This is a genomic window from Streptomyces sp. NPDC026672 (assembly GCF_040638185.1).
Classification (GTDB): domain Bacteria; phylum Actinomycetota; class Actinomycetes; order Streptomycetales; family Streptomycetaceae; genus Streptomyces.
Genome location: NZ_JBEZXS010000036.1, coordinates 41,692 through 53,630 on the forward strand (window position 1 = coordinate 41,692; position 11,939 = coordinate 53,630).

Annotated in this window: 10 protein-coding genes; 2 read left to right on the forward strand and 8 right to left on the reverse strand. The window is 71.8% G+C overall.

The window, feature by feature from the left end:
- Nucleotides 1-68: 68 nt before the first annotated feature.
- The 5 genes from AB0F77_RS32380 to mce all read right to left on the reverse strand — a co-directional run bounded on the left by AB0F77_RS32380 (nt 69) and on the right by mce (nt 7,500).
- Entirely contained in the window at nt 69-839 is a 771-nt protein-coding gene (locus AB0F77_RS32380) for an ABC transporter permease (protein WP_361955240.1), read from the reverse strand.
- Nucleotides 840-842: 3 nt separating this feature from the next.
- Entirely contained in the window at nt 843-1,796 is a 954-nt protein-coding gene (locus tag AB0F77_RS32385) for an ABC transporter ATP-binding protein (protein ID WP_361955241.1), read from the reverse strand.
- A gap of 84 nt (nt 1,797-1,880) precedes the next feature.
- The gene (locus AB0F77_RS32390; protein WP_361955242.1) at nt 1,881-2,816 is read right to left on the reverse strand and encodes a cellulose-binding protein; all 936 of its coding nucleotides are present in this window, start codon (nt 2,814-2,816) and stop codon (nt 1,881-1,883) included.
- 183 nt (nt 2,817-2,999) lie between these two features.
- Nucleotides 3,000-6,848 carry a polarized growth protein Scy gene (scy, locus tag AB0F77_RS32395; protein ID WP_361955243.1) on the reverse strand — a complete coding sequence of 1,283 codons (3,849 nt, stop codon included), beginning with the start codon at nt 6,846-6,848 and terminating at the stop codon, nt 3,000-3,002.
- A gap of 211 nt (nt 6,849-7,059) precedes the next feature.
- Nucleotides 7,060-7,500: a methylmalonyl-CoA epimerase gene (gene mce, locus AB0F77_RS32400; RefSeq protein ID WP_361955244.1), complete on the reverse strand. Its 441-nt coding sequence runs from the start codon at nt 7,498-7,500 to the stop codon at nt 7,060-7,062.
- 149 nt (nt 7,501-7,649) lie between these two features.
- On the opposite strand from mce, the gene AB0F77_RS32405 reads away from it, so the two are divergent.
- Together AB0F77_RS32405 and meaB are read left to right on the forward strand one after the other, a co-directional pair.
- Complete coding sequence (locus AB0F77_RS32405; protein ID WP_361955245.1) at nt 7,650-8,852, forward strand: acetyl-CoA C-acetyltransferase; 1,203 nt, start codon at nt 7,650-7,652, stop codon at nt 8,850-8,852.
- 29 nt (nt 8,853-8,881) lie between these two features.
- Nucleotides 8,882-9,838 carry a methylmalonyl Co-A mutase-associated GTPase MeaB gene (gene meaB, locus AB0F77_RS32410; protein WP_361955246.1) on the forward strand — a complete coding sequence of 319 codons (957 nt, stop codon included), beginning with the start codon at nt 8,882-8,884 and terminating at the stop codon, nt 9,836-9,838.
- A gap of 90 nt (nt 9,839-9,928) precedes the next feature.
- Here the strand turns inward: meaB and AB0F77_RS32415 are convergent, their stop codons facing one another.
- The 3 genes from AB0F77_RS32415 to AB0F77_RS32425 form a co-directional block, all read right to left on the reverse strand.
- Entirely contained in the window at nt 9,929-10,405 is a 477-nt protein-coding gene (locus AB0F77_RS32415; protein ID WP_361955247.1) for a MarR family transcriptional regulator, read from the reverse strand.
- A gap of 92 nt (nt 10,406-10,497) precedes the next feature.
- Nucleotides 10,498-11,292, reverse strand: a complete 795-nt coding sequence (locus AB0F77_RS32420) for an AIM24 family protein (protein WP_361955248.1) — start codon at nt 11,290-11,292, stop codon at nt 10,498-10,500.
- A complete protein-coding gene (locus AB0F77_RS32425) occupies nt 11,289-11,939 on the reverse strand; it encodes an AIM24 family protein (protein WP_361955249.1) in 651 nt (216 codons plus the stop codon). The genes AB0F77_RS32420 and AB0F77_RS32425 overlap by 4 nt, the downstream gene beginning before the upstream one ends.

The following is an 11,939-nucleotide window of genomic DNA, read 5'->3' on the forward strand; positions in this document are numbered from 1 at the left end:
CCGTAAGGGTTAGGAGGATATCGGGGCGCTGACGGTTCCGCCCAAGGGAGGGCAAAGCGCGGGGACCACTACGCGTCACGCCGTTTCAGCAGCACGTAACCCCCCACGAGCGCCGCGACCACCCACAGCCCCATGATGCCGAGGCCGCCCCACGGGCCGTACGGCGTGTCGTCGTCGATCCTCGGCACCACCTGCATGATGCGGCTGCCCGCCTGGTCCGGCAGGTAGCGGCCGATCTTCTTCGTCGCGTCGACGTTGCCGAGGATGTTGGAGATCAGGAAGAAGAACGGCATCAGGATGCCCAGCGACAGCATCGGCGAGCGCAGCATCACGGCGACGCCCATCGAGAACATCGCGATGAGCATCATGTAGAGCCCGCCGCCCAGCACCGCCCGCAGCACCCCCGGGTCGCCGAGCTGCGCCCGGTGCGAGCCGAGCATCGTCTGTCCGAGGGTGAACGCCGCGAAGCCGGTGGCCAGCCCGACGACCAGCGAGAGCACCGCGGCCACCGCGATCTTGCTGAACAGGAAGGTGCCCCGGCGCGGCACGGCCGCCAGCGAGGTGCGGATCATGCCGGTGCTGTACTCGTTCGAGACGACCAGCACCCCGAACACGATCATCGCGAGCTGGCCGAGACTCATGCCCGCGAAGCTCACGAACGTCGGGTCGAAGGAGAGCTGCTCCCGTCGTGGCATGCCGTCGAACTGGTTCTTCGACAGCGCGGAGATCAGCACACCCAGCGCGATGGTCACGACCACGGCCAGGGACAGCGTCCACACCGTCGACGCCACGGACCGGATCTTGGTCCACTCGGACCTGATGACCTGGGCGGTCGCCATGGCTCAGGCCCCCTTCCAGTCGGCGCCCCAGTCCTGCCGGGGCGCGGTGGTGCCGGAGTGCGCGTGGTACTCCACCGACTCCGCCGTGAGCTGCATGAACGCCTCCTCCAGGGAGGCCTGCTGCGGGCTCAGCTCGTGCAGCACGATCCCGTACTGCGCGGCCAGCTCGCCGATCCGCTCCGCCTTGCCGCCCTCCACCTCCAGGGCCCCGCCGCCGGCCTCGACGACGGTGATCCCGTCCTGGTGCAGCACGTCCAGCAGCCGTTCGCGCTGAGGGGAGCGGATACGGACGTACGCCCGCGAGTTCTGCCGGATGAATTCGGCCATCGAGGTGTCCGCGAGCAGCCGGCCCTGCCCGATGACCACGAGGTGATCGGCCGTCAGCGCCATCTCGCTCATCAGGTGCGAGGAGACGAAGACCGTCCGCCCCTGCGCGGCCAGCGACTTCATCAGGTTGCGGATCCAGTGGATGCCCTCGGGGTCGAGCCCGTTGACCGGCTCGTCGAACATCAGGATGCGCGGGTCGCCCAGCAGCGCGCCCGCGATTCCCAGGCGCTGGCCCATGCCGAGCGAGAACCCCTTGGCCTTCTTGCGGGCCACGGCCGTCAGACCCACGGTGTCCAGCACCTCGTGGACTCGGCTCGTGGGGATGCCGTTGCTCTGCGCCAGACACAGCAGGTGGTTGAAGGCGCTGCGCCCGCCGTGCGTCGCCTTCGCGTCGAGCAGGGCGCCGATGTACGTCAGCGGGTCCTTCAACTGGTCGTAGTGCTTGCCGTCGATGCGGACGTCACCGGTGGTGGGACGGTCGAGGCCCAGGATCATCCGCATCGTCGTGGACTTGCCGGCGCCGTTCGGTCCGAGGAACCCCGTGACGATGCCCGGCCGCACGGTGAACGTCAGACCGTCCACCGCGACCTTGTCGCCGTAGCGCTTCGTCAGCCCTGCCAGCTCGATCATGCCGACACGCTAAAACGCCGCGAAGCCCCCTGCCACCGGAGTGACAGAGGGCTCCACAGATGTTCAGCCGGTGTACGACGGGCGTTACCGGGACTGCTGGGCCGGGACGCCGCGGGAGATCGGCTCGTCCTCGGCCGGGGAGCTGGCGGCGGCGACCGCGGCGCCCGTGAGGGTGGCGAGCATCTCGCGGACGTTCGTCAGCTGGGCGTTGATGCTGTCGCGACGGTTGGTGAGGGCGGCCAGCTCGCGCTCGGATTCCGAACGGATCCGGTCGGCCTTCGCGTTGGCGTCGGCCACGATGTCCTCGGCCTGGCGCTGCGCGGTCTCGACCGTCTGGCGGGCACGGCGCTCGGCGTCGGTGCGCAGCTTCTCGGCCTCCAGGCGCAGCTGCTCGGCGCGGTGCTCGATCTCGGCGAGGCGCTTCTCGGCCTTCTGCTGACGCGAGGCCAGGTCGCGCTCGGACTGCTCGCGGCGCTTGGCCAGGTTCGTCTCGAAGTCCGCGGCGGCCTGGGCGGCCTTGGCGCGGGTCTCCTCGAAGAGGGCGTCGGCCTCCTCACGCTTGGACTGCGCGTCCTTCTGGGCGTCGGCGCGCAGCTGCTGCGCTTCGCTCTTCGCCTTGTCGACGATCCGGACGCCCTCGTCCTCGGCCTTCGCCTTGCGCTCCGAGGCGAACGACTCGGCGTCGTTGCGGACCTGCTGGGCCGCCGACTCGGCGAGCTCGCGGTGCTGCTCGGCCGCGCGCCGGGCCTCCTCGCGCAGGTCCTTCGCCTCCTCCTCGGCGAGGCGGAGGATCTTCTCGACACGCGCGCCGAGGCCGGCGTACGACGGCTCGGCGTCGGTTACCTGGGCCTGGGCGTTCTGCGTCTCGAGGTGGAGCTCCTCGATGCGCTTTTCCAGAGCGGTGATGCGGGCGAGAGCGCTGTCACGGTCGGAGACGAGCTTGGAGATCCGTTCGTCCACCTGAGCGCGGTCGTACCCACGCCGCACTAGCTCGAAGCCGTAGGGGGAAGTGTCGCTCATGGGGTTCCTGTCAAATGAGACCGGTGAGGTGATAGGTGGAATCCTAGGGGCCGAAGCGGTGTGTCATCGAGCGGATACGTGTTTGATCTGGAGAATGACACCCCTTTTGGGTGGCGAACCGCCTGAGGGCTTGCCAAATTCTTGGTCAAAGGCCCCAGAAGACACCCGAATCGGACCCCGGCGCTAGCTGTCGGACGACTTGCCACCCGAACGAGGGGCTCCGACGGTGGCACTCGCCTTGACGCCGTTGTCCTTGCCGGTTGACGGCGCCTCGAACGACTCCAGCGCCTCCAGGACGTCCTGCACCCGGGAGATCTCGGCGTTGATGTCCTCGCGGCGGCGCACCAGGATCTCCAGCTCGCGCTTGCCCTCCTCGACCGTGCGCCGCGCCTCGCGGATCGCCTCGGCCTTGAGCTCCTCGGCCTCCCGGATGAGCGTGGCCTTCTTCTGCTCGGCCTCCTTGAGCAGGCCCTCGGCCTTCTTGACCGCGGCGATGCGCACCTTGCCGGCCTCGGAGTCGGCCTCCGAGACCAGGTCCTTGGCCTTCGCCTGCGCCTTGGCCAGCTGCTCCTCGGCGGCCTTGATGAGCGCGTCGCAGCGGTCGCCGGTCGACTTCATCGTCTCGGCGGCCTCCCGGCGGGCCCGCTCGTGCAGCTCCTCGATCTCGTTCGTGATGCGCTCGCGCAGCTCCTCGGCGCGCTCCCGGATCGCGGTGGCGTCCCGGCGGGCGCCCACCAGCAGCTCGTCCGCGTCCGTACGGGCCTTCTCCACCCGCGAGTTGCCCTCGACCGTGGCCTCGGACACCAGCCGGTCCGCCTCGGTGCGGGCCGCGCCGACCATGGTGTCGGCCTGCGACTCGGCGTCCGCGGTGGTCTTCTGCGCCTGCTGCTGGGCCTCGGTGAGCAGCTTGTCGGCCTCGGCCGCGGTCTCCGTGATGAGCGTGTCGACCTGCTCGGCCGCCTCCGAGCGACGCTTGTTGGCGTCCCTGCGGGCCTCGTCGAGGGTGCGGTCGGCCTCCTCGCGCGCCGCGGACACCAGCCGCTCGGCCTCCGCCTCCGTGTCCGAGCGCAGCCGCTCGGAGTCGACGCGGATGCGTTCGGCGTGCTGCTGCGCGCCGCCCACGGTCTCCGCCGCCTCGGCCCGCAGCCGCTCCGCGTCGCCGCTCGCGTCCGAGATCAGCTTCTCGGCCTTGCCGATGGCGTCGGCCCGGACCCGCTCGGCCTCCGCGATCGTCTCCGACTGGAGCCGCTCGGCCTCGTTGCGGGCCTCCGTGATGAGGGTGTCCGCCTGGGTCGCCGCGTCGGAGCGGATCCGGTTGGCGTCCTCGCGGGCCTCGGCGCGTGCGCGCGTGGCGTCCTGGTCGGCCTGCGCGATCGTGTCGGACGCCTCGGTGCGCGCCCGCTGCGCGTGCGCCGCCGCGTCGGACCGCAGCCGCTCGGCCTCGGTGATCGCATCCGTCGTCGTCCGCTCGGCGAGCGCGCGGGCCGCCTCCGACTCCTCGACGGCCTCGCGCCGCACCCGGCTCGCGTCCTCGCCGGCGCGCTCGCGCTCCGCGTAGGCGTCGCCGCGGACGCGGTCGGCCTCCTCCTCGGCCTCCCGGCGCGTACGGTCCGCCACGTGTTCGGCGGCCGAGCGCAGCCCGGCGATCTCCTCCTGCGCCTGCTCGTGCAGCCCGGCGACGGAGTCCCGTACCTGCTGGGCGTGCTGTTCGGCCGCCGCCACCATCTCGGTGGCCCGCCGGTCCGCCTCCTCGACCAGGCGGACGGCCTCGGCCTGGGCCTCCTCCACGCGGTTGCGCGCGGAGGCCAGCAGCTCCTCGCTCCGCTCGCGGGCGTGCTCGCGCTCCTGGTCCGCCTCCTGGCGGGCGGAACCGAGCAGTTCCTCGGCCTCGCGGCGGCGCCGCAGGGCCTCCTCCTGGGCGGCGGCCAGCGTCTCGGACGCCTCCGTGGCCAGCCGTTCGGCGGCGGCCTGCGCCTCCGCGCGGACCCGGTCGGCGGTGTCCTGGGCCTCCGTCTTCAGCCGCTCGGCCTCGGCCGCGGCCTCCGACCGCAGGCGCACGGCGACGTTCTCGCCCTCGGCGCGGGACGCGGACGCGTCCGCCGCGGCCTCGTCGCGCAGCCGCTCCGCCTCCGCCTCCGCCTGCTGCAGCAGGGCGCGGATCCGCTCGGCGGCCTCGGCCCGCAGCCGCTCGCCCTCCTCGCCGGCCTCCCGGCGGATCCGGGCGGCCTCCTCCCGGGCTTCGGTGAGGGCCCGCTCGGCGGAGGCCAGCCGCTCCTCGGCCTCGGTGTGCAGCCGGGTCAGCTCCTCGGCGGCCTCCGCGCGCCGGGCCTCCACCGCACGCTCGGTGTCCTCGCGCAGCTCGCGCGCGGCCCGCTCGGCGTCCGCCTTGAGCGCGTCGGACTGCTCCACGCTCTCCGCGCGGTGCCGCTCGGCCTCCTTGCGGGTGCGCTCCAGGGTCTCCTCGGCCTGCCGGCGCAGCGTCGTCGCGCGCTCGATGGCCTCCGTACGGACCTTCTCGCTGTCCGTCGTGGCGCTCTGGCGCAGCTCGTCCGCGTCGGCCTTCGCCTTGGCCAGCAGCTCCTCGGCGGACTTGGCCGCCTCCTCGATCTGCTGGACGGCCTCGCGCCGGGCCTCGGCGCGGATGCGCTCGCCCTCGGCGACCGCGTCGGCGCGCAGCTGCTCGGCCTCGCCGCGCAGCCGACGGGCCTCCTCCTGGAGCTCGACCGTCTTGGCGCGGTACTCCTTGGTGTCGTCCTTCGCCGCGCCCTTGAGCTGCTCGGAGATGTCGTGCGCCTCGGCGCGCAGCCGGTCCGCCTCGGCCTCGGCCTCCGTGCGGATGCGCTCGGCCTCCTCGGCGGCGGCCTTGGTGGTCCGCTTGGCCTCCTCGGACGCCTTGTCGAGGACGTCCTCGGCGGTCTTCGCGGCCTTCGACAGCTGGGAGGCGGCCTCCTCGGCGGTGACGCTGCGCGCCTTCTCGCCGGCCTCGGCGAGCAGCTTCTCGGCGTCCGCGCGGGCGTCCGCGACGATCTGCTCGGCCTCGGCCCGGGTCGCCTCCGCGTCCTTGGTGGCCTCGCTGACCAGCCGGGCGACCTGCTCCTTCGCGGTGCGGGTGCGCTGTTCGTTGGCGGTCTCGGCGCTGGAGAGGGCCTTCGAGGCCGCGTCCTTGGCCTCGGCGAGGACCTTCTCGGCCTCGCCGCGGGCCTCGCGCAGCGCCGTGTCGGCCTCGGCCATGCGCTGCTCGGCGGCCCGGCTCAGCTCGCTCGCCTGGCGGCGGGCCGTGTCCGACTCGCTCGCCGTGGAGCTGCGCAGCTGCTCGGCGTGGTCGGCGGCCTCCTGGGCCTGGGTGGAGGCGGCGTTCAGCAGGCGCTCGGCGTCCGTACGGGCACGGCGCAGGATCTGCTCGGCCTCCGTGCGGGCGTTCTCCGCCTCGCTCTGGAGCCGCTGCCGGGCCTCGCCCGTCAGCCGCTCGGCCTCCGCGCGGGCGGCGGCGATGGACTGCTCGGCCTCCGCGCGGGACTCGTCGAGCAGCCGGCGGGCCTGGGACTCGCTGCGGGAGCGCAGCTGCTCGGCCCAGGCGACGTTCTCGTTGACGTGCGACTCGACCGTGCGCCGGCGCTCGGCGAGCTCCTGGTCGAGCTGCTGGCGGCGGGTGACCGCCTCCTGGTGCAGCTCCGTCTGGAGCCGCGCGGCCTGCTCGGCGTGCTCCTGGAGGATGCGCTGGGTCTGCGCGCGCACCTGGCTCAGCTCGCGCTCGGCGTCCTGGCGCAGCTGGTCGGCCTGCATCTGCGCGTTGCGCAGCATCTGCTCGGCCTGATAGCCGATGTCACCGCCGTCGAACGCGGGCCTGGACATGATGGTGCGGCGCGCCTCGTGCAGCTTGGCGCGCAGCACCTCGACCTGGTAGCCGAGGTCCTCGGCGTGCTGGATCGCCTTTTCCCGCTCGGTCTTCAGCCGCTTCATCTCGGCCTCGAACCGAGAGAGGTGGTCGACGTCAGCCGCCGGCTCTCGCTCCTGGCTCTCGTAGCCCCGCACTGCGCGGTCCCATCCGTCCCCTGGTCGCAAGTTTCTCCGAACGAGCCCCGTCCGTCCGCCGAACGGAGCCCCCGGGGAATGGTGTCAGATCAACGGCGGAGCATGGGCTGCTGCCCCGACGCTCGTCCCCCGAAACCCGGACCCCGGCATGCGGCCACCCCGGTCTCGGCGGGCGACCGCCCCCAACCCTACCGGCCTCTATGTACGAGGGTCAGTGCTCAGGTGACTCAACGGCCGCCGAAGTGACCAGTTCTGTCAGGACTCCGTGGCAGTCCTTGGGGTGCAGGAAGGTGATCCGGGACCCCATCGAACCGCGGCGGGGCTGCTCGTACAGAACGCGTACGCCCTTGTCGCGGATGTCCTCGGAGTCGCCGTCGACGTCCGCGGTGCCGAAGGCGATGTGGTGGACGCCCTCACCGTTCTTGGCCAGCCACTTTCCGACCGCGGAGTCTTCGCGGACCGGTTCCAGCAACTGGAGGTACGAAGCCCCTCCGTCGGACGTATCGTTGATCTTGAGCATGGCCTCGCGCACGCCCTGCTCCTCGTTGACCTCGGAGTGGAAGACCTCGAAGCCGTACGTGGCCCGGTAGAACTCGACCGTGGCGTCGAGGTCGTGGCAGGCAATCCCGATGTGGTCGATTCGCGTCAGCATGGTCTCAGTGCAGCGCCACCGGGCCGGTTACGCAACGTGCGCGCGATCACACCGACGGCCCGATGACGGGGCGGAGTACCGCTCAGTACATTCGAAGTAAACCCTCGTTCACTCCTCGGCTTTGTGCAGCTGAAAGGGGATCGCAGCTCATGTCAGGAACCCACAGCACGCCCTCCGTGATCGTCGCGGGCGCCCGCACCCCGATGGGCCGTCTGCTCGGCTCGCTCAAGTCATTCTCTGGCGCGGATTTGGGGGGCATCGCGATCAAGGCCGCCCTGGAGCGCGCCGGGATCACCGGCGACCAGGTGCAGTACGTGATCATGGGCCAGGTCCTCCAGGCCGGGGCGGGGCAGATCCCGGCGCGGCAGGCCGCCGTCAAGGCGGGCATCCCGATGAGCGTCCCGGCGCTGACGATCAACAAGGTGTGCCTCTCCGGCCTCGACGCCATCGCCCTCGCCGACCAGCTGATCCGCGCGGGCGAGTTCGACATCGTGGTGGCGGGCGGCCAGGAGTCCATGACCAACGCCCCGCACCTGCTGCCCAAGTCCCGCGAGGGCTACAAGTACGGCGCCGTGCAGATGCTCGACGCGATGGCGTACGACGGCCTGACCGACCCCTGGGAGGCCGTCCCCATGGGCGAGTCCACCGAGAAGCACAACACGCGCCTCGGCATCGGCCGCGCCGAGCAGGACGAGATCGCCGCACTCTCCCACCAGCGGGCCGCCGCCGCGCAGAAGAACGGCGTCTTCGAGGCCGAGATCACCCCGGTCGAGATCCCGCAGCGCAAGGGTGAGCCCGTCGTCTTCAGCAAGGACGAGGGCATCCGCGCGGACACCACCGCCGAGTCGCTGGGCAAGCTGCGCCCGGCGTTCGCGAAGGACGGCACGATCACCGCCGGCACCTCCTCGCAGATCTCCGACGGCGCCGCCGCCGTGGTCGTGATGAGCCGGGCCAAGGCGGAGGAACTGGGCCTGGAGTGGATCGCCGAGATCGGCGCCCACGGCAATGTGGCAGGACCGGACAACTCGCTCCAGTCCCAGCCGTCGAACGCGATCCTGCACGCGCTGGGCAAGGAGGGCCTCGAGGTCTCCGACCTGGACCTCATCGAGATCAACGAGGCGTTCGCCGCCGTCGCCCACCAGTCCGTGAAGGAGCTCGGCGTGTCCCCGGAAAGGGTGAACGTCAACGGTGGGGCCATCGCCCTCGGTCACCCGATCGGCATGTCCGGCGCCCGGCTCGTCCTGCACCTCGCGCTGGAGCTGAAGCGCCGGGGCGGCGGGGTCGGCGCGGCCGCGCTGTGCGGCGGCGGCGGTCAGGGCGACGCGCTGATCGTGCGCGTGGCCAAGGGCTGAACGGAACTCACGGGCGGAACGGAGCTGTGATGCAGGACGTCTCCTCGTTGGTGGCCCAGGCCAGGGACGGGCGGCCGCGTGCCGTGGCCCGGCTGATCTCCCTGGTGGAGGGGGCGTCCCCGCAGCTCAGGGAGGTCATGGCGGCCCTCGCGCCGCTGACCGGCGGCGCGTACGTCGTCGGGCTGACCGGCTCTCCCGGGGTCGGCAAGTCCACGTCGACGTCCGCCCTGGTCACCGCGTACCGCAAGCAGGGCAGGCGGGTCGGCGTCCTCGCCGTCGACCCGTCGTCGCCGTTCTCCGGCGGCGCGCTGCTCGGCGACCGTGTGCGCATGTCGGAGCACGCCTCCGACCCGGGCGTCTACATCCGCTCCATGGCCACCCGCGGTCACCTCGGCGGCCTCGCCTGGGCGGCCCCGCAGGCGATCCGGGTGCTGGACGCGGCGGGCTGCGACGTGATCCTGGTCGAGACGGTCGGCGTCGGCCAGTCCGAGGTGGAGATCGCCTCCCAGGCCGACACGTCGGTGGTGCTGCTGGCCCCGGGCATGGGCGACGGCATCCAGGCGGCCAAGGCGGGCATCCTGGAGATCGGCGACGTGTACGTCGTCAACAAGGCCGACCGGGACGGCGCCGACGCCACCGCGCGTGAGCTGAACCACATGCTCGGCCTCGGCGAGGCGCGCGGACCCGGCGACTGGCGGCCGCCCATCGTCAAGACGGTCGCGGCCCGCGGCGAGGGCATCGACGAGGTCGTGGAGGCCCTGGAGAAGCACCGGGCGTGGACGGAGGAGCACGGGGTGCTGGCCGAGCGCCGACGGGCCCGTGCCGCCCGCGAGGTCGAGACGATCGCCGTCACGGCGCTGCGTGAACGCATCGGCGACCTGCACGGCGACCGCCGCCTCAGCGCCCTCGCGGAACGCATCGTGACGGGCGAACTCGACCCCTACCGCGCGGCCGACGAACTGGTCGCGGGCCTCACCCGAAGCTGACCGGGGGTGCGCTCCCGGCGGACCGGGCCCGCCCGCGGCCGGCCGGGCCCACCCCGGGCCGGTCGGGCGCGCTGTCCGCGGGGTGCTCGGTCAGGGACGTCCGCGCTGGCCCCGCAGATGGTCGGCCACCGGCTTCAGGGACGTGTCCAGCTTGGCCAGCGCCTCGGGGGACAGCAGGTCCATGAAGTGCCGCCGCACCGACGCCACGTGGTGCGGCGCCACCTTCCGCATCGTCTCCATGCCGTGCTCGGTGAGCACGGCGTACAGCCCCCGCCGGTCCGACTCGCAGTTCTCGCGCCGGACCAGGTCCGCGTTCTCCATGCGGGTGATCTGGTGCGAGAGCCGGCTCTTGGACTGGAGGGTGGCGGAGGCGAGGTCGCTCATCCGCATCCGCACGTCCTCCGACTCGGACAGGTTCACCAGGATCTCGTAGTCGTTCATCGTCAGACCGAACGGCTGGAGATCCTTTTCGAGCTGGTACGTCAACAGCCTGTTGACCTCCAGGTGGGTGCGCCAGGCGCACTGCTCCGCATCGGTCAGCCAGCGCGTGGCCGTCTCGGTCTCCATGAATGAAGTCTACCTAAGAAGTTGAAAGGCGAACTAGTGACGGTGGTGTGACGGTGCGCACGCGTTCGACGTCACACTCCGCAGACTACCGCTCACAGCCCGAAGCGACGCTGGAGGTCGCCCAGCTGTCCGGGAAGCCTCGGTGCGCCCTGCGCGGGTCCGTGACCTCCCGGAACCCCGCCGCCCGGCACCCCCGGCTCATGCGGAACCGCTCCCGTCGCCTGCTCGGCCATCAGGGTTTCCGTCGACTGGAGCAGCACCGTGCCGGCCCCGACGAACTCGAACTGGTGCTCCTCCCCGGAGGCCCCGCCGAGACCCGTCATCGCACGTAGACCGCCCATGACACCGGTGAGGTAGGCGTGGTCGTAGTGGTGGCAGGGGGAGGGGCAGTCGGCCCAGCCCACCAGCGCCTGCGGGTCCACCCGGATCGGCGGCTCCACGAACACCACCGGCCCGTTCGAGGCGGCCACGAACTTCCCCGTCCCGATGAGGGTGAGGAAGCCCGGCACGATCGACTGCTTGAGCGCGAGGCTTGGCTGAAAAGCGAGCAGGTTGCCGGAACGGACGGTCAGGTTGCCGTCCTCCAGGTCGTACGAGTTGACGTCGAAGGCCCGGTCGGCGAGGAGCATGCGGCCCGAGCCCTCCGCCACCACCCAGTCGCTCGCGTGGAGGGGCGAGTGGAACGACGTCCGCACGAGCCGGTCGAGCCGCCCGTGCCCGATGCCGTTGAACTCGATCGCCCCGTAGTAGGCGATCATCTTGCCCTTCTGGAGGAACCACTGGCTGCCCTTGAGGTCCACGCAGAAGGTGTACGGGTTCACGTTGTCGTCGACGGGCAGGGTCATGGGGTCGTACACGACCGGCCCGCCGCCCCCGTATGCGCTCACAGCTTCTCCTCCGACGCCTGGACGTACACCACACCGTTGCCGCTCAGCTCCAGCTGGAACCCCTCGCCCGAGCCCCGGCCGACCATGTCGCGCCAGCCGAGCGCGGTGGAGAGCCGGTTGCGCACGTCGCCGTGGTGGGCGACGTACGCCTGGGGGTCGACGTGGACCGGGCGCTGCGGCGTGACCGGCAGTTCGAAGACCCCGCCGTGCGCCATGACCGCCACCGAGCCATGGCCCTTCAGCGTGGTCGTGAACAGCCCCTGACCGGTGACCTGCCCGCGCACCATGCCCATGACCCCGCCCTGCGAGCCCATGAACATCGTCCCCTGCTGGAGGGTGCCCTCGAAGGCGAGCAGCCGGTCCGCCTCGACGTACAGGGTGTCGCCGGAGAGGTTGATGACGTGGACGTGGTGGCCGCCGTGCCCGAAGAACACCGTGCCGCTGCCCTCCACGGACATCAGCGGCGTCGCCTCGCCCGCGACCCGGCGGCCCAGCATCGACATGACGCCGCCCTGCCCGCCCTGGACGCTGGGTGTGAAGCCGACCTCGCCCCGGTACGCCAGCATCGCCCCGCGCTGGCTGAACAGCCGCTGCCCCGGGACGACGGTCGCCTCCACCATCTTGGAGTTGATCTCCCTGAAGGCCAT

Coding starts and splice junctions, on each gene's coding strand:
- AB0F77_RS32380 (WP_361955240.1), bottom strand. CDS start 839: ATGGCGACCGCCCAGGTCATCAGGTCCGAGTGGACCAAGATCCGGTCC.
- AB0F77_RS32385 (WP_361955241.1), bottom strand. CDS start 1,796: ATGATCGAGCTGGCAGGGCTGACGAAGCGCTACGGCGACAAGGTCGCG.
- AB0F77_RS32390 (WP_361955242.1), bottom strand. CDS start 2,816: ATGAGCGACACTTCCCCCTACGGCTTCGAGCTAGTGCGGCGTGGGTAC.
- mce (WP_361955244.1), bottom strand. CDS start 7,500: ATGCTGACGCGAATCGACCACATCGGGATTGCCTGCCACGACCTCGAC.
- AB0F77_RS32405 (WP_361955245.1), top strand. CDS start 7,650: ATGTCAGGAACCCACAGCACGCCCTCCGTGATCGTCGCGGGCGCCCGC.
- meaB (WP_361955246.1), top strand. CDS start 8,882: ATGCAGGACGTCTCCTCGTTGGTGGCCCAGGCCAGGGACGGGCGGCCG.
- AB0F77_RS32415 (WP_361955247.1), bottom strand. CDS start 10,405: ATGGAGACCGAGACGGCCACGCGCTGGCTGACCGATGCGGAGCAGTGC.
- AB0F77_RS32425 (WP_361955249.1), bottom strand. CDS start 11,939: ATGGCCTTCAGGGAGATCAACTCCAAGATGGTGGAGGCGACCGTCGTC.